Below are 24,214 nucleotides of genomic sequence, written 5' to 3'. Positions count from 1 at the left end.
AGCGACCATTCTTAAAAGATGGGACGGATAGCGCGCCGGGCGCGCGGGATGATGCCGAGCTGCTGCTGAAGCTGCCTGATCAGCATTTGCAGCTGGCCGATATTGGCGCGGGTGTAAGTCACCGACTTAGCCCCATCCCCCTGCGTGTAGGAGAAGGACTCGCCTTTGGCGCCGGTAGACAGATCGATATAGGCTTGCTGGGCGTCCTGCAGCGCCTGCTGCAGGGCCGCCGTCGACAGGCCGGCCAATAGGCTCGTGTTCGGGTTGAACAAGACTGTCTCCAAAGAAAAAGCCCGCCGAAGCGGGCTGGCTACGCAAACCGGGAAATCCGGGATCGGCGCGGAGCGGGATCAGGGCGGGGCGCCGGCGCGTCCACCGGTCGTTCCGGCGGCTTTTCAGGAAGCGGCGCCGGTGCCGGTGCCGCGGCAAACAGATCGTGGTTCGGCGGCTGCACTGCGGCTTCGAGCTTCTCCCACATCTTGTCGGTAAAGCGGTGCAGGTCCAGTTGCTGGGCGCAGAACATCGAATACACCGTGCAATCCAGCACCTCGTTGCGCTTGCCGGACGGCTTCACCCAGCGGTATTGATCGCCCGATTGGGTTTTCGCCAGCACCCGGTATTCCGACGTGATCTGCTTGTAGAACGTCTCCGGCAGTTCTTTGCTGAAATGCACTGCGCCAGGGCCGGCGCCGACGATCTGCAGACGCCCGTGCAGCAAGTCCTTGGCAGTGTCAGTACCGACCAGCCACAACTTGACGCCGCGCTTGATCACCTTGCCGCGCCAGTTCACGTCTTGCGACGAGCTGCGGCCCTTGATCGGTTTGCCCTGCTGGCTATCGCCCTTGACCGCGAAAATCTTGCGGCGCGCGCGCTGGCGGCAGAAGTTGTAAGCCTGGTGGGTGTAGTGACCGCCGGTATCCACCGCGGCAGCCTCGATGGTCAGCATGCTGCCGGCGGTGTGCGGAAAGGCCGTCTGCAGGTAGGCGTCGAGCTTGTCCCACTCAGTTTCGTCGGCGGGGTTGGCGTGCAGCTGGACATAATCGACCGTCCAGGACTCCTCGCCGCGACCGAGCGCCCACACCACCACTTCGAAGCGGTCGGCCTGCACGTCGACGCCGGCCACCAGCACCAGGCCGCCCATCGGCACCACGCGCAGCGGGAAGGACTCGGCCCGTTCCGCCAGGGCGTCAGAGTCGGTTTTCTCGACATCCTCTTCCCACACCTCGCCACGCGTGGTGTTGACGAAGGTTTTCATTTTCGACATGTCGCCGGCCTTAGCCTTTTCGGCAGCGGCCAGGAACTCGCGCACGATGTCGGCCCATGTGGCTTGCGGGCTGTAGGCGGTCCAAATATGGAATGCGACGTGAACCGGTACCGGCACCTCCTCATCCGCCGCGTTGTAGAAGCGGATGCCATCAGCGGTCCAGATACCGGAATCGCTGATCCAGCGCCCGGAGCCCCAGACCGTCAGATAATCGGCCTGGGTGAACAGAGCGCTGCATTCGCCGCAGAGGTGGGCGACCGTCTCTGCGTCGCCGTTGACCCACTTGAAGCCGAACGGCTTGTCCTTGCCGCCCCACTGCAGCGTGATCCACTCCCCGCAATGCGGGCAGCGGATGTGGAAGCGCAGCAGGACGTCGGCCAGCGCCGCCCGGTCTTCGATCAGCGAGAAGCCTTTGAGCTTGGGAGTGCTGCCCACCACCATCTTGGGGAAGGTGGCGCCTTCGGTCCGCTTCTTGGCGAGGGTGAACGGGTCGCCCTCTTTCTCTACGTCGCGGTCGAAGGCATCGGCCTCATCGAGGAAGCCGGTGTCGATCGAGATCCGCCGGAAGTTCTTGGCGGCCTTGCCGCCCTTGGTGAACAGGATCGAGTCGACGAACTTCTTTTGCTTGAGCGTGTTGCTCTTGTGCCGGGCCAGATACTGCGGAAACACCTTGCGCATGGCGGTCACGTCGCGCAACGCCGGCTCCAGCTCGGTTTTCACGAAGTCGTCGGAGTCGTCGTCGGTCGGCTGCCATATGGCCTGGTTGCGCCGCTTGTGCTCGGCCATGTAGAGCATGGCCGCCAGGATGATCTTGGTGTACCCCACCCGGGCGGACTTGATCCAGTCCACCTCTCGGATGTCGTCGTTGCTGATGGCGTTCATCACCGCCACCTGGGGCGGGTAGGCTTCCCATTTCTGCTCGACGTATGAGGACTCGGCCGATAAGTAGAAATGCTCGGCGGCCCACTCGGACAGCGTCAGCGGATCAGGTGCCCCCATCGGGGTCAGGCCCCGCTGAATGGCCTTCTGGATCTCGCTCCTGTCCATCCAGTTCGCTCCAGTCAAACTCTACCGACGCGGCCAGATTTCGGGCAGTCGTGATTTCGCGGGTGATGTACTCCAGGTCCTTGGTGGTGATCGAACCGGAGTTCCGCTTCAAGTTGATGGGGATCGCCTCAAGGATGCCGGCGATCTGGCGCGATACTCCGGCCAGCACCACCTCGAGCATCCAGACCGGTGCCAGCTCGCGGCGCTCGCGGGCGTTCTTCATCGCCACCAAGTCAGCCTGTTCTTTGGCCAGCCGGGCACGCTCCTGGACCAGGCTCGGGCCATTGCCCTCGGCCGCCCGGCCCGCTGCTTGCTCGCGCAGGTTCGCGCAGTACGCCTGCAGCCAGTCGATCAGATTGGCGCCGGGGGGCAGCACGCCGCGCGCGACCAAGTCGCTGACGGCGGGCTGGCTGATGCCGACCAGATGGCCGAACTCGGCTTGAGTGCCAGGTCTGGCAAGGCCGTGCACCATATAACCCCCTATGGAAAACCTCGTGACTAGAAAGGAAACGCGGCGCGCAATGCCCTCGGGACTTGACCCTCCAGGAAGGACCCATGGCAATCGCCTAGGTCATCTGGCTGTGGCCAAGGCCTTGGCCAGCGCCTTATCGAACTCGGGATTGAAGTTGCGCCCGACGATCTGCTGCGCCCGTTCGCGGTAGCCCAGGTGGGTCTTGACCGGCAACGCATCGCCGAAGCGGATCAGCAGTTTCAGATGGCCACGCTGTTCGGCGGCCTTGTTGAGCCGGCCCAGCCGCTTCCCCTTGGAGTTCAGCAGCGTGACGCGGCGGGTATCGGTAGGCCGCTGCCACACGCCGTTGACCACACCCTTCTTGGTCTTCACCGGACCGATGAAGATATCGGGCCGGGCCTTGAGCTTGGCCAGCGTGCCGCGCGACAGCTGCCCGTAGGCGTTCAGCTTGATGTCCTTCGGGTTGAGCAGCGCACGACCGGCCAGCCGGTGCACACCGCCATCCTCGAACGGCTCCAGGTAGCGGGCAGCTCGGTCCTTGATAAAGACCATCGCCTCCAGGTTGCTCTTGCGCGCTCCGCGCATCCCCACCGATTTTCGAGTGAAGGGCGACGGGTTCTTGAGCCTTTCCACAAGTAGCTTGGTCTCGCCATCTTGGACGAGCCCCGCCACCGCGGTGAGTGCTTGGGCCGTGGCAAATGGCAGCTGCTTGCGCGCAACGGCTCCCAGTTTGCGCTGAAGCTCCCGGGCATTGGTCAATACCGAAATGCTGGCAGCCATGGCGGACTTTCGAATGGGGGGCACGCGGATTACCCGTAGGTTCTATGGCTCCTATGCCAACCGCGCGCAGAAACAAAAAGCCCTGCGATCTGGCAGGGCTTAAACAGGAGAGACTTGGAGCATGCCGCGCTCGATCTGGCGACGGCGCCGGGCGACCTCACGCGGGCCGCAGCCGCTGGCATGCTCAAACGCCTTGTTGGAGTTGCGCATGCGCTTGGCACTGAACTTGCCCGTGAAGCGCCCCTTACCCTTGCCCTGCGACTGGTAGCTGCCCAGCTCGGCGAGCTTGGCAATCCGCAGCGCCAGCGGCAGGTTGATGATGGCGGTCAGCGCCTGGCTGAACGCGAGCGCGCGGGCAAACGGCTGAGACGGCTTCGACATGTGATGCTCCTTGGAAAGCAGAAGCCCCGCGACGATGCGCGGGGCTGGAAGGGTGCCACCCCGAAGGGCGGCGCGCCCAGGCAAGAAGCCCAAGCGGAGGCGATCTAGAGGTACTCGATCCCGGTTACAGCGTCCGGGGCCGGTTTGGCATGACTCGTCCGGCTGATTGCGTTGAGATGTCGTCGTAAGTAAGGCTGCTGATGCGTTATCCGGTCGCCATCCGGTCAGTACCCCATGCGCTTGGTGCGCCATCCTTGGCTGGGTAACTCGCCTTTCGCCAACTCCACCCATCCGCTTCCTTTGCTCGGTTGCTGGCCGTGGTCGCCGCCCTTCTGGCGCCCGAAATGCAAAAAGCCCGGAGGGGTTCTCCGGGCTTTAGACGCAATTTGGGTCGCTGCAGATTGCATATTATTGTCAGATTTTTACCCTGTCAAGCAGCATCCCGAACGGATAGGTAATAATTTTCGATGACAGGCTCAAGAGCGCCCCTGGCGGCAACGAACCAACCGTTGAGCAACGGCTGGACAACCTCGCGGTAGTAACGGTTATGGGTGTCATAGGAGGAGCCAAATCGCCAGGCGGCCTCGCGGCAGCTTCCGTCGCGGCGCGCCCAATGGCGAACCCAGTACAGCAGACCTTCCCGCCCGAACTTATCACCGGATGGCCCGAGGTGATGAGAGGCAAAGCATGCCAGATCCTGGCAAACCGCCCAGCCGTCACGCGGGTCATTGTTGAGCACCTTCCACATCAGCGCCAGGTTGTGCTCGGGCGGCAGCAGAATCATGGCCTCGTTGATTGCCGAAGCCGCCTCCACATCCATCACCAGCGCGCCGACAAACTCCCGGCCACCAGGACCACGCCCGTAATCGATGGCCTTGGCGCCACCTGCTGCGGATAAAACTTCAATCGCCTTCCGGACGATAGATACAACGTCGATATTTTGGTTACGGTTCACAGTTCGCCTCCGTGAAGACCCCTGGAGACTCCTTAGCCCAGTCAAGCCAGGCTTTCTTTTATTAATCAGTATTTTACTACAGGCCAAGTTCAATGCCAGCAGGGTTGCAAAAATACCCGTGCACCCCTTGTGCATGGACATGTGCAAATACCGCCAATCCGCAAAGCCAATAACAACGGGGCTTTGTGCAGGTTGTGCAGCCTGTGCAGGCTGTTTTTACGCGCACGCGAGATATTATTTTCACCGCCAAAAACATTTAAATGGGGAAAGGGAAAAATAAAAAAGGCCACGCGCCTGCGCGCATGACCGTTTTAGCTGCACATCCTGCACAAACCCGCGTCGCTATTGAGTTTGCAACCTGCACAGAAACCTGAACACTACTTGCACACCCTGCACATTTAGAGGTCGTCGGGCAGGCTGATTTCGGCATCGCGCATGGCATGGCGGAACTGGGATATATGGTCGCCCAGATAATCCATCTCGGCAAGCCCCATGCCCTCTCGCCCAACCTTGAATATCTGGTCCTGCCTAGAGTCGGCCATGCCCTTCCACCGCCAGCGCCGCCGCGCCTTCGGCACTTTGGTGGCCATGGCGTTGACGAACTTGTTGCGCGACATTTCTTTCTCACCGGATCTGGCGCACCAGACGTGATAAACCGCCACCAGGTCGTCGGCCATACAACTCAAGAAGGGTACGGGAAGATCGCCACGCAGCCACTCACTATAGAACAGCTCCCAGCCCGACAGCCCATAGCGGATCAAGCGGGACTTCTCCGGCGTCATCATCGGCTGCGTGTGCGGATCGAACTTCTCAATACCGTCCGGCTCGCGCCCGGCCGCCAGCGTCAGCGGCACCGACATCAGGAAGCCATAGAACGCCTCGAGGCCGCCATTGCCCAGCTCATAGCTCACCGCTGTTTTCAATTCGTCCGGCAACTTCTCGCCCGGCCACAGCACCATATAGCGCCGGTCGTGCGCTTCCACATGGAACGGCTGGATGGCGTTGGATAGGAATACCGCATTGAGGTGGTTTTCTTCCTCCCAGGAATCGACGAACTTTTTCTCGATCGTCTGGGTCTTGCCGGTGATCATGTGCTTGAGCACCCCCGTGTGACTGTACTTCTGGTTCGAGGCAAACACCTCCTCGAACAGAATGAACAGCCGGCGGCTGCGGCTGGAGGTGTACTGGCTCTCAAGCTGGTGCTGTCCCAGCGTGGTGCCGTACTCGCCGTACAACGGCTTGACGCAGAGCTCCCAGAACATGGACTTGCCAGAGCCATGGATATCGCCATGCATCAGAATCGCCGAGTCCATCTTGGCGCCGATATTCTGTAGGGGATAGGCGATCCAGTTGATCATCCACTCGACCACTTCGGAGCGCCAGTTGCACAGGTGATGCAGCAGCACAATGATGTTTTCGCAAGCGGGGAACCGCGGCACCAGCGCCCACAAATCCCGCGGCAATTCTCCAGCCGGCCGCGCCGGAACGAGCGGAAGGCCACGATACAAGTTGATGTAGTCCGGCCCGAGATCGCGGCCGGGCTCGAAGCGGATGGCATCAAACGGCAGCTTTCTCCGGTTCGGGTCATCCAGCCACACCTTGAAATAGCTCCCCATCGCCAGCTTGGCCGACGCCTGATCGATTACCCTGCGCAGTTGCTCATCCCAGATGTTGCTCGATCCATCGAGGTAGATATATCGCTTCAGGTTCTCAATCAGCTCGATATCCGTGCGCCGCTCCTTCTGCTCGCGCATCCGCTTCATGGCCGATACTTCGGCCTGCGTCATCAGCAGCTTATTGTCACGAGCCAGCCAAGCCTCCACGGCATCCTTGCCGTAGCGGTCTTTGAGCGCGGCCTTGCTGTATTCCACCCCGCTTCGTTTGTCGATCGCCCGCGTTTTGCCCTCAACCAGGGCGAAGTGCTTATAGAGCTCGGCTTCAATATCAGCCTGCGGCGGCCCCTCACCCCCCTCTGGGTTGTCGACGACAGTCGCCGCCGAATCGCCGTTCGGCACCTCCTCAAGTGGGGGCGGGGAGAGCTGCGCGTTGATTGCAGCGCGGATCTGTGCGCGCGCCACCTCAATTCCTTCGGCGTCGTGCAAGTCGTTGAAGTCGGTCAACTTCGGCAATGATTCATCGTCATCGCTCGCCCGTCGAGCCACCGAGAAACGTGGTAGCACAAACGCGGCGTTGCCGACTTCCAGCACGGCCTGCTGCGCTTTCTTCTCGCCAGCGTGGTTTGGTTCGCCTGATTTCTTCGGCAAGTAGTCGTCATCAGCCAGGAACAACAGAGGGCTATTCGGATACTTCGCCCGCAGGATGCGCGCCACGTGTGGCAGATTGCCGCTATCGAGGGCCATGAATACCGGGTAATCATATTCAACCGCCTCCCGCCCGCTGGTGGCCGTGGCGTAACCCTCGGCAACCAGGAGCAAATCGCCATCAATCGGCTCATCGCCCAAGCGGCACGCGGCGCCGTTCTTTTCGAAGCCCTTGGTGAAGCGCTTGTCGACGCCATCCGCCGGCTTTTCCGGCGCGATCTTCTGCACCCCGACCAGCCGCGATTGGTCGTAGCGGATCAACGGAATGATCAGCCAGTTTTCCCAGCCATGATCGGTCATATAGCGCGCACTCTCGGCCCGCGCTATCTGCTTACGCACACAGTAGGCGGATTCGCCGTCCTTTACCGATCGCTCCCACTGTGCACGCGCCCGGTTGGACGCCAGCTCGTACACTCGCCGCTGCCGCGCCTGGTATTCCCGCTCCTTACGCTCGAATTCACGCTGAGCGGCTTCCCGTTCTTCGGGCGTCATGACCTCGCCATCAGCCTGGTGTTCGATCTTCCACCACTCATCCTTGTGACCGAATACCCCACTCAACCAGACCTTACCGGTCTTGGGCGAGTGGTATTCGTTCAGACGATACCAAGCCTTTTTCTTCGGGCCATAGACGTGCTTTTTATCGTCAGCCCGCAGATCTGTAATGCCAATGTCAGGCATTCCCCGCTCGCGAAACTGATCCAGCACGCTGTCTAGTAACGCCCCCATTTTCGCCTCCGAATTGTTTCTGCTTTAAACTGCCGGTATCACTTGGAGCAATACCGTGGACAACAAAGAAATCGAATCTCGTCTCAACCAGCTCACCGGCAACCTAATGGGTGTGCAGACACTGCTGCTATCGGTCGTTGCCACCAGTGGCCGCCGCGCTGAAATCGCCAATCATTTCCGCGAAGAGTCGGCCAGGATGCTCGCCACGATGAATGCGGAATCCAACCTGTCGGACGAAACACTGTCTTACCTCGACCACTGGTGCACCACCACACTCAGCATGCTGCTCAGCGACGAGGATTTGTAACCGGCACCAGCAGACCGTAGAACGCATCCTTGTGCGACCCAAACGGCCGCGCCAGCGTTTCTTCGCTCACCACCGTCTTGCGCTGCTTCTCGGCCGGTTTGCCATACTGGGTCACCAGCAGCTCTGCCAATTTGCTTTTCATTGGGTATCCCTTGCGGCCCAAAGCCTTGCCAGCGCTGCTTCCATCCGTTTTCGCGCCGGCGCGCCGCTCTGCGCCTCGATATCTTTCAATGCCCTGCGGCGTTCAGTGAGGCTACGAATGCCGGCTATCCGGCGCAGCTCCTTCTGAAAACCGATGTCCCACGCATTCACATAGCTGGCCGGCCCGTCAAACACCTGACAAGCCAGGCCCACCGTGCGCCAGGTCACTTCAACAGCCCCAGCTTCACCTGTCTCATCAGGCGCGCTATCTTCCGGCGGCGCATTGCCTTATAAGCTGGTCCAGCGCGACGAGCTGCCGCATACGCGGCGCGCTCGGCATCGCGTGCCGCTTCTTTTTGCTCACGCGCTTCGCGGGCTGCCACTTCATCAAACGTTGGATCGCGATACGTTTGTGCCATCGCTCAACTTGTCCAGGTAATTCTTGATCTCGCTCAGCAGGCTCTTACCTGCTTGCTGCCGCTGATCAGGCGGCAACTTTCGAATCTGCCACGCTCGCACTTTCAGCATTCGCAGATGGAAAGGGCGGGGTGTCAACATCACACATCCATCAACCAAATGGCGGCGGGGCCGTAGTCCAGTCCAGCCAGAGCACCAGTCGCGTGTTGCATTTGCATACCCCGCTGTGCATTCCGCACCTTCCGGCGCGCGGCGGCTTACCGCCCGCCCCAGCCGACTGGCTGAAGCCATGAATAAAAAAAGCCGGCTACACCGGCAAACTGCCGCTCAAGGGTTAGAAGAAGCAGCAGAGGAGGAAATCGGCGCGGCAGACGAGCCGCGGAGTACAGACCACTCGACATCAGAACGCATTTGTTCGCAGCGGCGCTTCCCACCGGAAAGGCGCTCCAGGCTGGGGCAATGGTCTGCAGGGATCTGGCCACGAGCGATCCAGTTGTAGACCGCAGACTCATTGATGCCGCGGTCGATCGCGACCGCCTTGGTGCCCCCGGCGTCTTGGATGATGTCCTTGATGAGATCTGTATTCATGCGCCGATGATAATCACGTTTTGTTATTCAGTAAACGCGAAAATCACAAAACGAGATTTTTTTGCAGCGCGCCATGTGATTTCAATTAATCACAGGATGTGATAACTTTCGAGGCAGGAGGAAAACAAAGTGCTACACATCGGCAAACGTCTGAAAGAACTGCGCGAGAAAGCCGGGCTTAAACAGCCGGAACTTGCTGAGCTGTGCGGGTGGGGCAGCCAGTCGCGCATCAGCCAGTACGAGAACGATAAGCGCGAGCCCAGCCTGAGCGATCTAGAAGCGATCGCTCAGGCCCTGCGCGTCAGCGTCAAGGAAATCCTGTTCGGCGAGGAAGAGTCTCCTACCGCAACCGGCCTCATCGTGTCATACGAAGCGACAGATGAACTGGATGCCGAGGACTATATCTTTGTCGAGCGGCATGACCTTAGGCTGTCGGCAGGCTGCGGCAATCTTGCCTGGGTCGTTCACGAGAAAGACCCCCTGGCCTTCCGCCGCAGATTCCTTAACGCCCGGCGCCTGGACCCCAAGAGCCTCAAGGCTTTATACGTGCGCGGGGACTCAATGCAGCCCTACCTGGCGGATGGGGACACGGTCATGATCGACACAGGCGACACCGCCCCGAAAGACGGCGAGGTCTACGCTGTGTGTTTCGATGACGAGTGGTTCATCAAGCGTATTTTCAAGCAGCCCGGCGGCACCCTGATCCTGCACTCGGACAACGAGCGGTACCGCGACATCGAAATTTCCGCCGAACAGGCCGAGTTCATTAGGATATTTGGGCACGTGGTGTGGCGCGGCGGTTAATCTAGCGCACAAGCGCCCGCAGCACCCTTCCTCGCCACATCGCCGTTCAAGTCAGCCCGCCTAGCTATTCCACATAACAAGCCACCCATGCGAAGCGCAGGCCGAGTGCCGCGCGCTCAGCGGCACCACCTAATTGATGCGCTCTAATTGCGTCCATCACCTCACGCCCAGCAAGCTCAACATCACAAAAACCGGCTCTCAGCCGGTTTTTTGTTGCCCGTCCGCCACAAAAATCACAAATATGAATTCACATCACAAAAACGGTTGACCCATACATCACATTGCGTGATGATTCGCACATCACAAATCGTGATGTTTAGGAGATGGTATGGCAGCCCTGGATATCCCCTCTCAGTTCCTAACGGACGAGTGCGCACGCCAACTGCGCGCTGATGGTTGGGTCATCAAAAGCCCGTTTTTCGTAAATGGCAACGCCGTGTTCCCTGCGATCAAGAAGGGCTAACCATGGCGACCCGTCACTACCCACAACCCGACTATCTGGAACGCCGCGCCATTCAGCGCAGCAAAGAGCTTGGCGGCCCGTTGCCGCCGGCACTCACCCAAGCGGACAAGCGCCGCGCAGCAGCCCGCCGTGCGATCGAAGACCGCCGAATCGAGCGCGAGGCGCTCCAGTGACCCGCACCTTGCACTCCACCTGGAATCTGGCCTGCGCACTCATCTTCGGCACCCTTCGCGGAGCCATTGCGACCGGGCTGTTTTTCGCGGCTTGCAAGCTCGCTGATTACGTGGCCGGCGCCTAGTGCGGCGGCCTACCCCGACCCTCACAAGGAGAAATCCATGCCAAAAGTCCTGCTGATCACCGGCGGCCACGCAAGCGACAAAGCCCGCGTGGCGAATGTCGCCAAGCAGATCGCCGAGCAGCACCACAACGCCGCCACCAAGGTACACGGCCTCGATCCGGCTGCAGCCGCTCCCGGCCTGCTGATACCGGCCCCAGGTCTCGGCAAGCAGCTGCTGGTTGTGGTGAAGAAATCGGGCCAGCACCAGAACGTTCGCGCCTTCCGCGTCATCAATCTCGATCGTTTTGCCCGCTTCCCGCGCGGCAAGGCAGTCACCTTTGCCATCCGCGAGGCGGTCGACGCCTGCCTGGCGGCCAGCTAACCCAGCACTCACCCCAAGGAGATTCAATCATGCGAGCAGCAACCGACCAACTCCGTGACATCCGCGCCGGAGAAATGGTGGAAGAACTCACCGAAGAGATGGCCAAGGTTGTCAATGCCGTTCTAGCGACCGGCAAGAAGGGCAGCGTCACCGTCAAGATCAGCTTTGACCCAGCCAGCAAGGGCGACGCCGTCGTTACCATCACCGACGACATCAAGTCTGTCATCCCGCGCGAGAAAAAGGCCGGCACGCTCATGTTTGCCCAGCCGTCCGGCAGCCTGCAGCGCCAAGACCCGCGCCAGACCGAACTCAACCTCTCTGCCGTACCCAAGCCGGAAGCCAGCGCGCCGCTGGCCGCCGTACCGGCCACACCGGCAGCCCTCAAGGCCGCCGGCTCCAACTAATTCACCCAACCTCAACCCATAGGGAATACCCCGCATGACCCAAGTGAACGAGATCCAGTCCGCCCTCGACGCCGCACAAAAACCGTTTGTCGAGACCATCAACGGCACGCCGTTCCTGCTGCAGCCGGACGCCAGCGGCAGCTGGAAGAACACCCGCCTGGAAGACCTGCGCGAAGCTCCGCTGCGCAAGAAGGGCATCACCAACCTGCACCAGCTGGATAGCTTCATCGACTATGTCAACCGTCACAAGCAGACCGGCACCCAAGTGATTGTGGACGCTGACTATGCGGCGAACAGCGTCAAGTTCAAGGCCATCGTCAACGGCGACAGCCAAGCGGATACCGGTTTTGGCGACCACATCGTGCGCTTCGATCCGCAAACCACCGTGGACTGGAAAAACTGGACCACCAACAACGGCAAGAAGCTCGATCAGATGGCGCTGGCCACCTTCCTCACCAACAACATCGCCAACATCGTTGAGACCAACCCGCTTGACGAGCAGCGCAAATACCCTAGCGCCGCCGAAATGCTGGAGTTCGTCACCAATCTGGAAATGACCAGCACCGTGCGTTACCGCAGCGGCACCAAGGTGCAGAACGGCCAAGTCCAGTTCGAGTACGTGGAAGAAGGCAACGACCAGACCAAAGGCAAGCTGCAGATGTTCGAGCGCTTTGGCATCGGTGTCGTGCCCTACGCCGGCGGGCAGGGCTACTTCATCGAAGCCTTCCTGCGCTTCCGCATCAACCGCGATAGCGGCCAGCTCACCATCTGGTTCGATCTGCACCGCCCCGACCAGGTACTGGAAGCCGCCACCAAGCAAACCATCGAGCAACTACAGAAGCAGATCACCGACTGCCCGATCTACTTCGGCGCCGTGTAACCAACCTATCCGGCCCACCCGGGCCGGCTTCCTCAAGCCGCTGCAAAGCAGCAGCGCGGCGGCTTCGGGAAGCTCAACAGCCGGAAGCAAACATGAAAACCCGACAAATCATCATCGACAACGAAACACTGGACATCGCGCCCAGTGCCGTATTGCTCACCATTGGTGCAGTAGCGGTGGAGATCGAGAACGGCAAGGCAACTCCGCTGGCCAGATGGTACCGCCGCCTGCAGTGGGATACCGGCCATCGTCAGCCAGGCCGTACTGTCAGCCAATCAACTGTGGACTGGTGGCTTGAACAGTCTGACGAAGCCTTCTCTGAGGCATTCGAAGATGACGGCCAGCGCCTGCCGATCTGGCTTGCCATGCACTCCCTACAAACCTGGCTGCAGCTCAACCCGTACCCGATCTGGGGCAACGGCTCGGATTTCGACAACGCTCAGCTACAGCATGCCTTTACCCAGCATGGCCTGCGCTGGCCGTTCTGGCGCAACCGCTGCCTGCGCAGCCAGCGCGGCCTGGTGCTGGACCTCTACCCGGAAACCAAGCTGCCCGAGTTCCCGGCGGACAAGATCAAGCATCACGCCTTACACGACGCAGAACACGAAGCGGACGTACTGGCCGCACTTCTGCGCACTCTGACGCTTTCAAGCATCGCCTGCATCACGCTGGATATTCCAGGCCAGCAACTCAGCGAACCCGGTATGCAAGCCCTCATTGAGTCGCTGCGCCACGTTAAAAACACCACGGAAGGAGTGCTGGCATGAGCTGGATTCTCACCCACAGCGGCACCGCGTTCGACCCGATAAACCCGAACCCGGCCGCCATCAACATCAACGACATCGCACACGCGCTCTCACATATCTGCCGCTTCAACGGCCACACCCGCGAGTTTTACAGCGTGGCGCAGCACAGCTGCATCGTCAGCAATATTGTTCCTGCCGAGCTGGCGCTGGCCGCCCTGCTGCACGACGCGAGCGAGGCTTTCATCTGCGACGTAGCCAGCCCGGTCAAGCCGCACCTGGAAGGCTACGTCTGCATTGAGCACCGCATCATGCTCGCCGTCGCCCACGCGTTCGACATCGACCCGGCCCTGTTCCGCCACCCCGAGATCAAGCGCGCCGACCTGGTGGCTCTGGCCACCGAGAAACGCGACCTGATGCCGGCCCACCACGCACCGTGGCCGTGTCTTGCCGGTTTGAGCCCCCTACCGAACACCATTGAAGCGGCTAGCAGCCACCGTGCCAAGGAAATGTTCCTGACCACCTTTGAGCACCTGACTGGGGAAAGGGCCGCAGCGTGAGCCAGTACCAAGCCTACACCTGCCACCACATCACCCCGCGCTCAGCACAGCCGGCGGACGAGTGCGAAACGATGCGCCTGCCGCGCGCGGAATGCGGATGCCCGAGTTGCTGCGAGTCACGTTACCCGGCTGACTTGGTTGAGAGCGACGGCGGCGAAGTATGAACCGTCTTGAGCACACCCAGAGCGGCCTCGCCGCAAAACCGTTGAACCCCCTGCATTCTGAGAATGCAATTTTTGGAGAGCAGCACATGGACATGACTACCAATACCACTCCCGCCGACATTGGCACCCCCTTCGAGGGCGGCTTTTTTGCCGGTCGCTTCCGTATCGGCACTGACGAATTTGCACTGATCGTTGCGCCCAAGGCCGAAGGCGAGACCACCGGCAAGTGGGGCGAATACGGCGCGGACATTGAAGGGGCGCGCAGTTGCTTTGATGGCAAGGCCAATACCCAAGCCATGACCGATGCCGGTAGTGACCTGTCCAAGTGGGCGCTGGGCCTGACCATCGGCGGCTTTGCCGACTGGTACCTGCCGAGCCGCGACGAGCTGGAGATTCTGTACCGCAACCTGAAACCGACCACGGATGAGAACTACTGCTCGTTCCGCGATGGCGACAACGCCAGCAGCGTGCCGCCGGGGTTTCCGTACACCGAACAGTCACCAGCTCAGACCGCCGTGGAGGCCTTCCAGGATGGCCAGCCTGAGGCTTTCGACGCCCGCTGGTATTGGGCATCTACGCAGTTTTCGCCCTACGACGCATGGGTTCAGTACTTCGGTGATGGCAGCCAGGGCACCAACCACGAGCTCAGCGAGTTCCGCGCGCGGGCAGTCCGCAAGATTCGCATCAGCAATTAATCCATTCAGCCATTTAGCCGGGCGCGAAGCGCTCGGCCATTGATCCCCAGGAGGGAGCCATGCAGCAACAGACCATCAGCTTGCCGATCGGCAAAGCCACCCTGACCGTGCCGGCCGAAGACGCAGCACGCATCCTGATCGACAGCTTCGTGCATGCCAAGGACCCGGCGGCGGCGGCTCAGAAAACCCCGCGCATCGGCGAATACTGGGCGGCTCATGGCGGTATCTATGCCGGCTTGATGCGCGGCGAGAACGGCCAGCCCGACTATCACCTGATCGTCGCCGAGGGCGCCGATGGCTTTATGCAGGAAATCGCTTGGGGCGGCTGCGAGGAGGACGAACCGGGCGCCAAGAGCGAATGGGATGGCCGGGCCAACACTCTGGCACTGGCACGCTCCGAGCATGAACACCCGGCTGCCGAGTGGGCGGCGGGCCTGGTGATCGACGGGCACGCCGATTGGTATCTGCCTGCCCGCCGCGAGTCTGCACTGTGCTATGCCAACGTGCCAGAACTGTTCGAGAAGGACTGGTATTGGACCAGCACGCAGTTTTCGCCCTACGGCGCCTGGGGTCAGGGCTTCCTTGATGGCACCCAGGACTACCTCCACGAGTACTACGAGTTCCGCGCGCGGGCAGTCCGCAGAACCTTATCCATTTAGCCCTTTAACCATTTAAGCGCGGGCGCGAGCCCGCGCTCGAATCCAGCATGGCACTGCATACACAACTCCCGATCTACAAGGTCACCTACGACCTGCTGGCCTTGGTTACCAAACTGACGGCCAGCATGCATAGGGACTTCAAACGCTCCCTGGGCGATGACCTGCGCAAAGAGTGCGTCACGCTCTCGATCCTGGTCTATCGCGCCAACGCGGCACGCAACAAGGTGCCACACCTGGTGGAGCTGCTGGAGCACTTGCAGGTAGTCGAATTAACCCTGCGGCTCTCCGTCGACATGCGGCTGATCTCTCACGGCCAGTATGCCGCGGCGATTGAGCTGACCGATAAGGTCGGGAAACAAGCACAAGGCTGGCGCAAGCATGCCGCAGCATCACCTGCTGCCTGACCGTCAAGGCGGCCAGGCCCGTGTGATTTTGAATCTGGTCGTACCGCTGGCTCACGAGGCCACCGACATGCGCTCTAGGGATACCGCCGGCAGCAGCCGGGCAGGTCTGGCGCAGTTTCACTGCTGATCGGCACCGCCTTCGGCAGTGCGACGTAGATCGTACGAAAAGACGCAGTTTTCGCCCAACAACGCATGGAATCAGAACTTCAATGATGGCAACCAGAACAACAACCACAAGAACAACGAGTTCCGCGCGCGGGCAGTCCGCAGATTCAAGTGCAGTGCGCGCTGGATTTTCCTTCCGCGACTTGGTAGAGGCCTATTTCGATTGCCGGCGCACGAAGCGGAACAGCCGCAGCGCGCTGGCATTCGAGACCAACCTGGAACGCAACCTGGTCGGTCTATTCGACGAGCTGCAGGTCGGTACCTACAAGCCAGGGCGGTCAATTTGTTTCGTCGTCACCCGACCGAAACCGCGCGAAGTGTGGGCGGCCGACTTCCGGGACCGCATCGTGCATCACCTGCTTTACAACCGGATCTCGCCCCGCTTTCACGCCGCGTTCATTGCCGATAGCTGCGCCTGCATCCCGGCGCGCGGCACGCTGTACTCCGCCGAGCGACTGGAGGCCAAGATCCGGAGCATTACGGAGAACTGGAGCAAGCCGGCCTACTACCTGAAGCTGGATCTAGCCAACTTCTTTGTGAGCATCGACAAAGACGTGCTGCGCCACCAGTTGGCCGCGCGCGTGCGCGAGCCCTGGTGGATGGCGCTGGCCGAGCAGATCCTGTTCCACGACCCGCGCAGCGACTTTGAATTCCGCGGGCGGCCGGAGCTGATGGCACTCGTCCCGGCACACAAGCGGCTGATGAACCAGCCGGCCCACTTGGGCTTGCCGATCGGCAACCTATCGTCGCAGTTCTTCGCCAATGTCTACTTGAATGCGCTAGATCAGTTTGCCAAGCACCAGATCGGCGCCCGGCACTACATCCGCTATGTGGACGATTTCATCCTGCTGCACGAATCGGCGCAGTGGCTGAACCAGGCCAAGGCGCAAATCGAAGCGTTCCTGCAGGAGCGGCTGCACGTTCGAATCAATCCCAAGAAAACCATTCTGCAACCTGTATCGCGCGGTGTCGATTTCGTCGGCCAGGTGATCAAGCCATGGGCTCGAACAACCCGCCGCCGCAGCTACCGCCAGGCAATCGAGCGTTGCGCCCACATGGGCGAAGAGTCGTTGTTCGAAGCCGCAAACAGCTACTTTGGACTGCTCGGCCAAGCAACCAACAGTCATCACGACCGCGCCCGGCTAGCCAATGTACTGCGCCGGCGCAGCCACTCTATCAATCACAGCCTCAACAAAACATTTCGGAGAGTCAGCCATGATTCGTGATCAATTCTTACTCGGCATGGACAACGAGATCATCGTCGACCTGTTCGCCGGCGGTGGCGGGATGTCCACCGCCATCGAGCAAGCCCTTGGACGACACTCCGATGTGTCGGTTAACCACGACGAGGACGCGGTGTCGATGCACACCGCCAATCACCCACAAACCGAGCACTACCGGGCCGACGTGTTTGAGGTCTGCCCGTATGAAGCGACCCGCGGCCGCGCCATCGGCTTGCTGCACCTCTCGCCGGATTGCACCCACCACAGCCAGGCTGCCGGCGGCCAGCCACGCGACAGGAAAATCCGCGCTCTGGCGTGGGTCGGCTTGCGCTGGGCAGGCATGGGCAAGCGCCGCGCACCTGGGCGCCAGCCACGCGTCATTACCCTGGAAAACGTAAAGCAGATCCTGCAATGGGGGCGGCTGATCGCCAAGCGCTGCAAACACACGGGTCGCGTGATGAAGCTGGACGGCACCGTTGCCGCCAAGGGAGAGCGCGTGCCGGTGCAGGAGCAATACCTGGTGCCCGACCCGAAGCATGCCGGCCGCACCTGGCGCCGGTACGTACGCGAGCTGGAGGCGCTGGGCCACAAGGTGGCATGGACCACAATGATCTCGGCGGACCACGGCGACAGCACCACCCGCGATCGCCTGGCGCTGGTCACCGTCTGGATCAGGGGCGAACCGTGGGTGATCGTCGACATCTGCCTACGCATGCTCACCCCGCGCGAGCTGTACGGCTGCCAGGGCTTCCCCGCCAGCTACATCATTGACCGTGGCCACGACGGTCGCGTGTTCAGCAAGAGCGCCCAAGTGCGCATGGTGGGCAACAGTGTCAGCCCCGGGCCGGCGCGCGCGCTAATCTGGGCCAACTGCAGCGACATGGCGGCCTGGACGCTGGCCGAGCTGAAACAACGGGAGCGAGTTGCGGCATGACGCAATACCGCTATTCGCTATGGGTGAATGGCAAGGAGGTCTACGTCGGCCCGCAGCGGCCGACGCATCAACCCGGAGCCACCTGCACTCGGCAAAAATGGATACCCGGTACCAATGACTGGAAGAAGGGCGACTGGGGAGAAAAAGAGAGGGTCTTTTGATGAGAGGCAGCAAACACAACATGGACCGGCGCGAATGGCAGTCCACTGGCGCCCGGCTCTATGCCAAGCACGGCACCGAGCTGCCGCAGGCCAAGGCGGACGAAGCGGTGGTGGCCAGAATTCGCCGTCTCCACGCCCGCAAGCAGAGGCTGATAGAGCGGCTCAACCGCGACTACAGCGCCGCTGGCCTGGCCCGCCGTTTCGGGCTTCACGTGAGAACTGTCGAGAAGATGCTGCGCCGCGAGAGCTGGGCGCATGTGAGATAAGGGGATAACAATGAAAACCGCATTCCTGCTGATGGCCCAATACGAGCGGCCCGTGCTGAAGCTGGACGATATCTGCGAGGAATATTTCGGGCTCAGCCCGGCAGAGGCCCGCCGGCGCGCCAACCTGAATACCTTGCCGGTGCCTACCATGCGGCTGGCCGAAAGCCAGAAAGCACCAGTCATGGTACATATCGACGATCTGGCTCAGTTCATAGACAAGCAGAGGCAGTCGGCCAAAGAAAGCTGGGAACGAAGCCAACTCTAAACGCCTCTTGAATCGGCTCCGGGGTGACGGCATATGCAATATGCTGATCAACTGACGAGAGAGTCGATGTCCGTACTGAATTTCATCAAAATAGCCCGCCGCCGCAACGAGACTCCCGAATGCAATCTTGAACAGATGCAGCGGGACTTATCGCGGCGCAAGGGAACCAGCCTGGTGCTTGACACCAATGTAGTGCTCGACATCGCACGGCATGTCAAAGTAACAAAAGGCGCTCCAAATCAGCAACTCCTGGCAAAGAGTGGCCTCGGCGAACTGGTCAAACTGGTGAGCCAGGCCACCGCCAACCATATCCCCATCTCGATCAGCCCAGGCTTTGTGCTGCCAGAACTGGAACCGGCTGCATTCGACAATATCGTCAGGCAGTACCATGAATTCTGGGCCATGTATGCCCCGGGCCTAATCGACGATCCGCACGACCCAAATGGCGAGCACCGCGAACGCACCCCTACCATCGGTTGCATCGAATGCATGCCAGAAGACGAAGCCATGGTCCGGCGCATGCCCTACCTGCTGCTGCTATGCATGTTGATCGCCGCCAACGACCAGGCGCTGACCACGCCCATGGAGCGGTACAACCGGTTTTTATCGTTGATGCGCAAGTGGGTAGACTGCTTCAGCGCCAAGGAAATGCTGATTGCCAGGATTGTGCTCGGCGACCTGGAGGCCCGGGCAAAGAGAAGCGGCTGGCGACTCAACGCCCAGGAACGAGCCTACTGCAACCGCCTGATCGACAATTTTGCCCCGTTCGTCCGAGACAAGATCAGCGTTTCGGGCCGAGAGCTGCAGCGCCTGGCGCACAACGGCGCCTGCGACATCAGCTTCCTAAACATGGTGCTCAGAAGCGAAACGCTCGACATCGGCGGCGGAGCTTATACGGTGTGGTTCGCCAGCTTTGACGGCAAGCTGGCGCGCTTCGTGGAGTCGATCTTCTACGAGGATCTGGTGGGAGAGCTTGGGCAGCACGCCTCAGTCGTCCTGCCAGGCAAACTCGCAGCCCATCCTGATCTGATACTGCTGGAGGCGATTGAGTTTTCACATCGAGTTGGGCGCACATATAACTTTACCCCGCCCACCGACCCGATCTGGAAAGAGCGGGTGCATCAGCTCAACCGCGAGGCGGAAAAGCTTTACCCCGAGCTCGAATGCGCTTCGATTTGACTGTCTTGGCCAGACGCGGGATACTGGAGACCTCTCAAAATCCATGGCGGTCCTCACGCCCCCGTAAGTTTGGCGCTTTTTTTGTGCCTGCGCGCACCTGCGCGTCGGGCACGTACGCCTCAATGGCCGGGTTAGAGACACGCTATAGCAGACTCGAAAGAGGAAGGCGTGACGCGGTTCCCATGGATCCGAGAGTGCCCCCGGCCACCATTTTTGGTGGTCACCTACTCTAAATTCCATGGAGGTCACATGACCACTTCCCAGTCTCTTACCTTCCAAGACACCCCGTTTGATGTTGTCTGCCGAAGCGGCCAACCGTGGCTCCGCTCGGGCGACATTGCACGCGCCCTCGGCTATGCCCGCGAGGACTCTGTTGCCCGTATCTACGAACGCAACAAGGACGAATTCACGGAAAACATGACCTTGACCGTCAATTTGACGGTCAAGGGTTTCGGCAACGGCGAATCCGAGAAAGAGGTCCGCATTTTCTCGCTTCGCGGCACCCACCTCATCGCCATGTTTGCACGCACGCCGGTCGCTAAGGCGTTCCGGCGCTGGGTGCTCGATGTACTCGACCAAGTCAGCCACGACTTGGCGGAGGCGGCCCCTGCCGATAGCGCACGGATGTTCACCGCCACCCGCGAGGCGATCGTCAAACGCCTCGGCTTTGTACATGACGTGCTGGCCGGTCAATATCGCAGTGAATTCTGGAGCCTGCTCGAGGAAGAAGTATGCTGCGAGTTCAGCGTGGCATCGCTGGACGAAATGACCGAAGGCCAGGGCAAGCGGGCGCTCGAGTGGGTCAGCCGCATCGGCACCAACGAGCTTTCGCGCCGTGTGGAGGCCCGGCTTGAAAGCAAGCGAACCCAGTTAGCCCGGCAAGGGGACTGCCTGCCGGCCACGCCCACCCAATCCGAGCGGCTGGCCAACCTGCCCGAGGGGCGCTACCTGGTAGTGGTCGGCCGGGACGGCAAGCTGATTGGCGCGCAGAACATTGAGAGCTGCAATGTGGTGGACGCGAACGTCGTTGAGCTGGTCTGCAGGGACTCCCAGGCCGCGGCGGACCTGCTGAATGAGATGGCACGCCGGCTCCGCGTGCTCGATGGCGCCGAGTCTGTGCGCCGGCTTGACCAGCCGCTTATTCCACAGCTTTGATCTGTCACCACAGGAGAACAAGATGGGATTTTTTGACCAGCTATCGGCTTATCTCTGGGCCTTCTTCGGCACCGGTTTCTTGATCGCCTTTATCATCGCCTTCGGGGCACTGGTGGCCGAGATGATGGGGCGCAGCATCCTCTACGCTTTCCTGGCGGCCGGCGTTGTGCTCGCCGCCGTGCTACTACTCAAGGAGGGCGGCGATCTGCTGTGGGCTGCGCTCAGCGATGAAAAACAGATCGCGTTGCTGGCCAGCGGCGCGAAGGAAGAGCTCCTGGCCTCGATTGTGAAAACCCGCCTGGTCGGCGCGGTGTTCGGGGCAGTGTTTGGTATGGGGTTGTGGATGAAGTACGGCGAGAGCGCCTAAAGTAAGAAGCCGGCCACATGGCCGGCTTTTTCATTTCCTCCCACCAGGCGCGACTCTTGGCGGATGATACTTATGGGGACGGGGATGCACAGAGCCATCAACGGCCGTGAATGAAGCCCCAAATAGGCAGGCCTCAATGTGATGCTGCTTGATGCGCTGCGAAAGGCTACTGTTATGCCTCAAATCAAGCGCATTGCCATATCGACCTTCCGGTATCGCGGCCACAATTTCCTTATGGGCGAACTGTGCTCGGACCATCTTGATGACCGGTACCAAATCGGTGTCGGCAGTCATAATGATGGCCTTGTCGAAAGAGTCTCTCCAAGACTCATTCAGCAATTCCAAAGCAAGGTTTACATCGCTCTCTTTTTCTTCGTGCCCAACCCAAGTCACACCGCAGCTATTACACCGGCGGTCTTTCTTCTTGAATTTTCCCAGCCTGATCGTGACCCCAGTAGACTCCAATGCCTTGAGGTAGACCTCATGCCTGGACTGGGCATCTGGCAGCCATGTCGCCAGCGCGGAGTAGTAATAAACCGCCGTGACCTCCTCAATGCTCGGCTGGATAAAGCAGCCCGCAAGCCTCTTCAGATCGAGCCATTTGAGATGGTTCATCCTCTTTCTTGTCCTGCGGTCGGTAAGCTCATCCACCGCGTGATAGAGGTTGAAGCCATCAATAAAGCATGCAACACGTTTCTTGGGGACTATATCTGTCATAACCGGCGCACAAAAGAAAACCGGCAGCTCAGGCTGCCGGGGCTGCTTATTCAGCAGGATGACTACCCATGGTCACAGGACCATGGGGCCGAGTAGCGTACCACTCGGGATGATTTCCGCAAGCACGGGCTCACGGGGCCGCGCCTCAAGTGCACGGGAAGAACATATCCGCCGGCTCAGGCCAGCGGGGCCGCCTAATGGCGGGAAGAATTCGACGTGATTATTAGCGAAAAAGAACAAGCCGTCAAAAAAATGATCATTTTTACACGGCAGGGAAATCCCTTGTCATACTGACGTTAGCACATAGCCCATTGATTTTTTGAAAATTTTCCATAGCCAATCTTACAACACAACCCCATCTTGGTTTAGCTGACTGGCATCAGCACCCGCAAGAGCTCACCGGCACCACCCTCCCCCTCCAACGCATCTTGCGCCTCATCCGCTGTCAGCCATCCCCATGCTTCACCCTCTGATTCGACATACCCCATACCATCCTCCAGCGGATGCAGGTAACCATCAGGGGTTTTCACGATCCAGACCTTGCGCTTTATGCCCACTGCTCTCTTGGATTCCAGAGGAGCAACAGGAGTTCCTCCGAGGTTGGCCGCCGCTGGCTTATGGTGCAGCGACGCCGGCCGCAATTGCGTATACCGGCGCAGCGTGTTCCAGTTCTTGTGGCCGGTCACCAGCGCAACCTCCTCAATGCTGTAGCCGGCCTCAAACAAGCGGGACGTACCCTCGTGGCGCAGGTCGTGGAAGTGCAAATCCTCAATCCCCAGCGACTCAACAGCTCGCTGAAACACCGCGCTGACCGTGGTGACGTTATACGGGAAAATTCGCTCCTCTTTGTCGCCTTCGGCCCGGCCGGCAAGCTGAGCCTGGACGATATCCCACGCCTCGCCCAGCAGCGGCACTTCCTGATCATTACCGATTTTCTTCTTGGGGTCCTTCCGGTCTTTGATGATGACCGTTCTTTTCTTGATATCCAGATGCCGACGGCTGATCCCACATATCTCCCCGCGCCGTAGCGGCAGCGCCACGGCAAAGCGGAACACGGGCAGCATCTCAACCTCGCGCGCGCGGCCCCGGTCGTATTCGGTGAACCATTCCAGCAGCCGCTGGTACTCGTCTCCCTCGAGGCGCCGATCGCGTTCATTCCCCTGCCCGATCAGCCCCAGATGCGTCAGCACCGGCTTGGCCTCATCAATTGCGGTGGTAGTGACCGCTATGCCCCAGGCTGATGGCGCGATCGCAAACACCTGCCGGAAATACCCGACATACTGGTACAGCGTGGCGGGGCCGTTGCCATACAGGTCGTGCCGCTCCATGCAATAGTCGATCAGATCCTGAGCCTTCAAGCCGGTTGCTGTTTTCTGTCCCAGGGTCGAATCGCGCAGCACCTTGAGCACGTTCTTCTTGGTCTCCCCCAGCGGCTTCACCGCCTCCACGTAGTCCATGTACTTCTGGATCAACGTCGAGACAAGCACACCGCGGGTGGACATCGTGTCCTGCACGGATTTCAGCCCGCCATCGTCTTGAACCTTCACCTCCAGACGCTTGGCCCAGTCCTCCGCCAGCTTCTTGCTGTCGAAAGTCTTGGTTTTGTTCAATACCAGCTTGCCGCCCTGCTTCTTGCGGACGGTCGCGCGCCACTTTCCATTGATCGGTATAATCGTCGCCATGGTGCTACTTCGCGTATCACTTGAGTCATTTTCGTAGCACTATGGTAGCACTAAGCACTAGAAAACCTACAGAAACACACGGAAACAAACGGAAATAGCACCACGCCAAAACATAACATAACCGTTGCGCAACATAGGAAATCCAGCAAAATCAAGGGCGCTGGCTTATCCCGCCAATCCGATAGTTAAATGGATATAACGGCCCCCTCCTAAGGGGCAGTTACAGGTTCGATTCCTGTCGGGGGCGCCACCTACACTTCCAAAGC

Annotated in this window: 32 protein-coding genes and 1 tRNA gene; 20 read left to right on the top strand and 13 right to left on the bottom strand. The window is 60.3% G+C overall.

Features of this window, described 5'->3' with window-relative positions:
* Positions 1-11: 11 nt before the first annotated feature.
* The 7 genes from NK214_RS12060 to NK214_RS12030 all read right to left on the bottom strand — a co-directional run bounded on the left by NK214_RS12060 (position 12) and on the right by NK214_RS12030 (position 7,946).
* Positions 12-272: a gpW family protein gene (locus NK214_RS12060; RefSeq protein ID WP_253314594.1), complete on the bottom strand. Its 261-nt coding sequence runs from the start codon at positions 270-272 to the stop codon at positions 12-14.
* Positions 273-310: 38 nt separating this feature from the next.
* Positions 311-2,311, bottom strand: coding sequence for a phage terminase large subunit family protein (locus NK214_RS12055; protein ID WP_253314593.1), 2,001 nt, complete (start codon positions 2,309-2,311; stop codon positions 311-313).
* Positions 2,250-2,783: a terminase small subunit gene (locus NK214_RS12050; protein WP_166453428.1), complete on the bottom strand. Its 534-nt coding sequence runs from the start codon at positions 2,781-2,783 to the stop codon at positions 2,250-2,252. Before NK214_RS12050 ends, NK214_RS12055 begins: the two co-directional genes overlap by 62 nt.
* A gap of 99 nt (positions 2,784-2,882) precedes the next feature.
* On the bottom strand, positions 2,883-3,563 hold the full coding sequence (locus NK214_RS12045) for a hypothetical protein (protein ID WP_253314592.1): 681 nt from the start codon (positions 3,561-3,563) through the stop codon (positions 2,883-2,885).
* 99 nt (positions 3,564-3,662) lie between these two features.
* Positions 3,663-3,944 carry a hypothetical protein gene (locus NK214_RS12040; protein WP_253314591.1) on the bottom strand — a complete coding sequence of 94 codons (282 nt, stop codon included), beginning with the start codon at positions 3,942-3,944 and terminating at the stop codon, positions 3,663-3,665.
* 430 nt (positions 3,945-4,374) lie between these two features.
* The gene (locus NK214_RS12035; RefSeq protein WP_253314590.1) at positions 4,375-4,899 is read right to left on the bottom strand and encodes a hypothetical protein; all 525 of its coding nucleotides are present in this window, start codon (positions 4,897-4,899) and stop codon (positions 4,375-4,377) included.
* Between the two features lie 398 nt (positions 4,900-5,297).
* Positions 5,298-7,946: a DUF5906 domain-containing protein gene (locus NK214_RS12030; protein WP_253314589.1), complete on the bottom strand. Its 2,649-nt coding sequence runs from the start codon at positions 7,944-7,946 to the stop codon at positions 5,298-5,300.
* Positions 7,947-8,001: 55 nt separating this feature from the next.
* Here NK214_RS12030 and NK214_RS12025 point away from each other — a divergent pair, with 55 nt between their 5' ends.
* The gene (locus NK214_RS12025) at positions 8,002-8,253 is read left to right on the top strand and encodes a hypothetical protein (protein ID WP_166454054.1); all 252 of its coding nucleotides are present in this window, start codon (positions 8,002-8,004) and stop codon (positions 8,251-8,253) included.
* Here NK214_RS12025 and NK214_RS12020 read toward each other — a convergent pair.
* From NK214_RS12020 to NK214_RS12005, 4 genes are all read right to left on the bottom strand, one after another.
* Complete coding sequence (locus NK214_RS12020) at positions 8,234-8,395, bottom strand: hypothetical protein (RefSeq protein WP_253314588.1); 162 nt, start codon at positions 8,393-8,395, stop codon at positions 8,234-8,236. The genes NK214_RS12025 and NK214_RS12020 overlap by 20 nt on opposite strands.
* A complete protein-coding gene (locus NK214_RS12015; RefSeq protein WP_253314587.1) occupies positions 8,392-8,622 on the bottom strand; it encodes a hypothetical protein in 231 nt (76 codons plus the stop codon). Before NK214_RS12015 ends, NK214_RS12020 begins: the two co-directional genes overlap by 4 nt.
* Positions 8,619-8,813 carry a hypothetical protein gene (locus tag NK214_RS12010; RefSeq protein WP_253314586.1) on the bottom strand — a complete coding sequence of 65 codons (195 nt, stop codon included), beginning with the start codon at positions 8,811-8,813 and terminating at the stop codon, positions 8,619-8,621. The genes NK214_RS12015 and NK214_RS12010 overlap by 4 nt, the downstream gene beginning before the upstream one ends.
* Before the next feature lie 325 nt (positions 8,814-9,138).
* Entirely contained in the window at positions 9,139-9,399 is a 261-nt protein-coding gene (locus tag NK214_RS12005; protein ID WP_253314585.1) for a YdaS family helix-turn-helix protein, read from the bottom strand.
* Between the two features lie 129 nt (positions 9,400-9,528).
* Between NK214_RS12005 and NK214_RS12000 the strand changes: the two genes are divergently transcribed.
* From NK214_RS12000 to NK214_RS11920, 18 genes are all read left to right on the top strand, one after another.
* Positions 9,529-10,203, top strand: a complete 675-nt coding sequence (locus NK214_RS12000; RefSeq protein ID WP_253314584.1) for a S24 family peptidase — start codon at positions 9,529-9,531, stop codon at positions 10,201-10,203.
* Positions 10,204-10,531: 328 nt separating this feature from the next.
* Positions 10,532-10,666 (top strand): hypothetical protein, encoded by a 135-nt coding sequence (locus NK214_RS25010; RefSeq protein ID WP_256477428.1) that lies wholly within the window; start codon positions 10,532-10,534, stop codon positions 10,664-10,666.
* 2 nt (positions 10,667-10,668) lie between these two features.
* Positions 10,669-10,839, top strand: a complete 171-nt coding sequence (locus NK214_RS11995; protein WP_166454049.1) for a hypothetical protein — start codon at positions 10,669-10,671, stop codon at positions 10,837-10,839.
* A 162-nt stretch (positions 10,840-11,001) separates the two neighbouring features.
* Positions 11,002-11,325: a hypothetical protein gene (locus NK214_RS11990; protein WP_253314583.1), complete on the top strand. Its 324-nt coding sequence runs from the start codon at positions 11,002-11,004 to the stop codon at positions 11,323-11,325.
* Between the two features lie 29 nt (positions 11,326-11,354).
* Positions 11,355-11,729, top strand: coding sequence for a hypothetical protein (locus NK214_RS11985; protein ID WP_253314582.1), 375 nt, complete (start codon positions 11,355-11,357; stop codon positions 11,727-11,729).
* Positions 11,730-11,763: 34 nt separating this feature from the next.
* Positions 11,764-12,609, top strand: a complete 846-nt coding sequence (locus NK214_RS11980; protein ID WP_253314581.1) for a DUF2303 family protein — start codon at positions 11,764-11,766, stop codon at positions 12,607-12,609.
* A 92-nt stretch (positions 12,610-12,701) separates the two neighbouring features.
* Positions 12,702-13,376 (top strand): 3'-5' exonuclease, encoded by a 675-nt coding sequence (locus NK214_RS11975; RefSeq protein WP_253314580.1) that lies wholly within the window; start codon positions 12,702-12,704, stop codon positions 13,374-13,376.
* Positions 13,373-13,912 (top strand): phosphohydrolase, encoded by a 540-nt coding sequence (locus NK214_RS11970; RefSeq protein WP_253314579.1) that lies wholly within the window; start codon positions 13,373-13,375, stop codon positions 13,910-13,912. The genes NK214_RS11975 and NK214_RS11970 overlap by 4 nt, the downstream gene beginning before the upstream one ends.
* Positions 13,913-14,162: 250 nt before the next feature.
* Positions 14,163-14,771 (top strand): DUF1566 domain-containing protein, encoded by a 609-nt coding sequence (locus NK214_RS11965; protein ID WP_253314578.1) that lies wholly within the window; start codon positions 14,163-14,165, stop codon positions 14,769-14,771.
* A gap of 59 nt (positions 14,772-14,830) precedes the next feature.
* Complete coding sequence (locus NK214_RS11960; protein ID WP_253314577.1) at positions 14,831-15,430, top strand: DUF1566 domain-containing protein; 600 nt, start codon at positions 14,831-14,833, stop codon at positions 15,428-15,430.
* A gap of 47 nt (positions 15,431-15,477) precedes the next feature.
* Positions 15,478-15,834, top strand: coding sequence for a four helix bundle protein (locus NK214_RS11955; protein WP_253314576.1), 357 nt, complete (start codon positions 15,478-15,480; stop codon positions 15,832-15,834).
* Positions 15,835-16,043: 209 nt separating this feature from the next.
* On the top strand, positions 16,044-17,225 hold the full coding sequence (locus NK214_RS11950; RefSeq protein ID WP_253314575.1) for an RNA-directed DNA polymerase: 1,182 nt from the start codon (positions 16,044-16,046) through the stop codon (positions 17,223-17,225).
* Positions 17,215-18,156, top strand: a complete 942-nt coding sequence (locus NK214_RS11945) for a DNA cytosine methyltransferase (protein WP_253314574.1) — start codon at positions 17,215-17,217, stop codon at positions 18,154-18,156. Before NK214_RS11950 ends, NK214_RS11945 begins: the two co-directional genes overlap by 11 nt.
* Before the next feature lie 160 nt (positions 18,157-18,316).
* On the top strand, positions 18,317-18,583 hold the full coding sequence (locus tag NK214_RS11940) for a hypothetical protein (protein ID WP_166454038.1): 267 nt from the start codon (positions 18,317-18,319) through the stop codon (positions 18,581-18,583).
* Positions 18,584-18,593: 10 nt separating this feature from the next.
* Complete coding sequence (locus tag NK214_RS11935) at positions 18,594-18,848, top strand: pyocin activator PrtN family protein (RefSeq protein WP_166454037.1); 255 nt, start codon at positions 18,594-18,596, stop codon at positions 18,846-18,848.
* A 66-nt stretch (positions 18,849-18,914) separates the two neighbouring features.
* Positions 18,915-20,027 carry a hypothetical protein gene (locus NK214_RS11930; protein ID WP_253314573.1) on the top strand — a complete coding sequence of 371 codons (1,113 nt, stop codon included), beginning with the start codon at positions 18,915-18,917 and terminating at the stop codon, positions 20,025-20,027.
* Positions 20,028-20,276: 249 nt separating this feature from the next.
* Positions 20,277-21,182, top strand: a complete 906-nt coding sequence (locus NK214_RS11925) for a BRO family protein (RefSeq protein ID WP_253314572.1) — start codon at positions 20,277-20,279, stop codon at positions 21,180-21,182.
* Between the two features lie 22 nt (positions 21,183-21,204).
* A complete protein-coding gene (locus tag NK214_RS11920; protein ID WP_253314571.1) occupies positions 21,205-21,549 on the top strand; it encodes a hypothetical protein in 345 nt (114 codons plus the stop codon).
* A 30-nt stretch (positions 21,550-21,579) separates the two neighbouring features.
* On the opposite strand, the gene NK214_RS11915 is transcribed toward NK214_RS11920, so the two are convergent.
* Positions 21,580-22,266: an NYN domain-containing protein gene (locus NK214_RS11915; protein ID WP_253314570.1), complete on the bottom strand. Its 687-nt coding sequence runs from the start codon at positions 22,264-22,266 to the stop codon at positions 21,580-21,582.
* A 365-nt stretch (positions 22,267-22,631) separates the two neighbouring features.
* Positions 22,632-23,948, bottom strand: coding sequence for a site-specific integrase (locus NK214_RS11910; RefSeq protein ID WP_253314569.1), 1,317 nt, complete (start codon positions 23,946-23,948; stop codon positions 22,632-22,634).
* Between the two features lie 183 nt (positions 23,949-24,131).
* Between NK214_RS11910 and NK214_RS11905 the strand changes: the two genes are divergently transcribed.
* Positions 24,132-24,198, top strand: a tRNA-Arg gene (locus tag NK214_RS11905).
* Positions 24,199-24,214: the final 16 nt, after the last annotated feature.

The organism is Chromobacterium sp. S0633, from assembly GCF_024158805.1.
Classification (GTDB): domain Bacteria; phylum Pseudomonadota; class Gammaproteobacteria; order Burkholderiales; family Chromobacteriaceae; genus Chromobacterium.
Note: the sequence above shows the minus strand (reverse complement) of the source record. Positions and strands in the feature narration are given on the sequence as shown.

Excerpts from the sequence above, each read along its gene's own strand:
- NK214_RS11910 (WP_253314569.1), bottom strand. The coding sequence starts at position 23,948 with ATGGCGACGATTATACCGATCAATGGAAAGTGGCGCGCGACCGTCCGC.
- NK214_RS12050 (WP_166453428.1), bottom strand. The coding sequence starts at position 2,783 with ATGGTGCACGGCCTTGCCAGACCTGGCACTCAAGCCGAGTTCGGCCAT.
- NK214_RS12010 (WP_253314586.1), bottom strand. The coding sequence starts at position 8,813 with ATGGCACAAACGTATCGCGATCCAACGTTTGATGAAGTGGCAGCCCGC.
- NK214_RS12020 (WP_253314588.1), bottom strand. The coding sequence starts at position 8,395 with ATGAAAAGCAAATTGGCAGAGCTGCTGGTGACCCAGTATGGCAAACCG.
- NK214_RS11980 (WP_253314581.1), top strand. The coding sequence starts at position 11,764 with ATGACCCAAGTGAACGAGATCCAGTCCGCCCTCGACGCCGCACAAAAA.
- NK214_RS12030 (WP_253314589.1), bottom strand. The coding sequence starts at position 7,946 with ATGGGGGCGTTACTAGACAGCGTGCTGGATCAGTTTCGCGAGCGGGGA.
- NK214_RS11955 (WP_253314576.1), top strand. The coding sequence starts at position 15,478 with ATGGCACTGCATACACAACTCCCGATCTACAAGGTCACCTACGACCTG.
- NK214_RS12055 (WP_253314593.1), bottom strand. The coding sequence starts at position 2,311 with ATGGACAGGAGCGAGATCCAGAAGGCCATTCAGCGGGGCCTGACCCCG.
- NK214_RS11925 (WP_253314572.1), top strand. The coding sequence starts at position 20,277 with ATGACCACTTCCCAGTCTCTTACCTTCCAAGACACCCCGTTTGATGTT.
- NK214_RS11915 (WP_253314570.1), bottom strand. The coding sequence starts at position 22,266 with ATGACAGATATAGTCCCCAAGAAACGTGTTGCATGCTTTATTGATGGC.
- NK214_RS11950 (WP_253314575.1), top strand. The coding sequence starts at position 16,044 with ATGATGGCAACCAGAACAACAACCACAAGAACAACGAGTTCCGCGCGC.
- NK214_RS25010 (WP_256477428.1), top strand. The coding sequence starts at position 10,532 with ATGGCAGCCCTGGATATCCCCTCTCAGTTCCTAACGGACGAGTGCGCA.
- NK214_RS12040 (WP_253314591.1), bottom strand. The coding sequence starts at position 3,944 with ATGTCGAAGCCGTCTCAGCCGTTTGCCCGCGCGCTCGCGTTCAGCCAG.
- NK214_RS11995 (WP_166454049.1), top strand. The coding sequence starts at position 10,669 with ATGGCGACCCGTCACTACCCACAACCCGACTATCTGGAACGCCGCGCC.
- NK214_RS11965 (WP_253314578.1), top strand. The coding sequence starts at position 14,163 with ATGGACATGACTACCAATACCACTCCCGCCGACATTGGCACCCCCTTC.
- NK214_RS11920 (WP_253314571.1), top strand. The coding sequence starts at position 21,205 with ATGGGATTTTTTGACCAGCTATCGGCTTATCTCTGGGCCTTCTTCGGC.
- NK214_RS11985 (WP_253314582.1), top strand. The coding sequence starts at position 11,355 with ATGCGAGCAGCAACCGACCAACTCCGTGACATCCGCGCCGGAGAAATG.
- NK214_RS11970 (WP_253314579.1), top strand. The coding sequence starts at position 13,373 with ATGAGCTGGATTCTCACCCACAGCGGCACCGCGTTCGACCCGATAAAC.
- NK214_RS12005 (WP_253314585.1), bottom strand. The coding sequence starts at position 9,399 with ATGAATACAGATCTCATCAAGGACATCATCCAAGACGCCGGGGGCACC.
- NK214_RS11940 (WP_166454038.1), top strand. The coding sequence starts at position 18,317 with ATGAGAGGCAGCAAACACAACATGGACCGGCGCGAATGGCAGTCCACT.
- NK214_RS11960 (WP_253314577.1), top strand. The coding sequence starts at position 14,831 with ATGCAGCAACAGACCATCAGCTTGCCGATCGGCAAAGCCACCCTGACC.
- NK214_RS11990 (WP_253314583.1), top strand. The coding sequence starts at position 11,002 with ATGCCAAAAGTCCTGCTGATCACCGGCGGCCACGCAAGCGACAAAGCC.
- NK214_RS11945 (WP_253314574.1), top strand. The coding sequence starts at position 17,215 with ATGATTCGTGATCAATTCTTACTCGGCATGGACAACGAGATCATCGTC.
- NK214_RS11935 (WP_166454037.1), top strand. The coding sequence starts at position 18,594 with ATGAAAACCGCATTCCTGCTGATGGCCCAATACGAGCGGCCCGTGCTG.
- NK214_RS12045 (WP_253314592.1), bottom strand. The coding sequence starts at position 3,563 with ATGGCTGCCAGCATTTCGGTATTGACCAATGCCCGGGAGCTTCAGCGC.
- NK214_RS11975 (WP_253314580.1), top strand. The coding sequence starts at position 12,702 with ATGAAAACCCGACAAATCATCATCGACAACGAAACACTGGACATCGCG.
- NK214_RS11930 (WP_253314573.1), top strand. The coding sequence starts at position 18,915 with ATGTCCGTACTGAATTTCATCAAAATAGCCCGCCGCCGCAACGAGACT.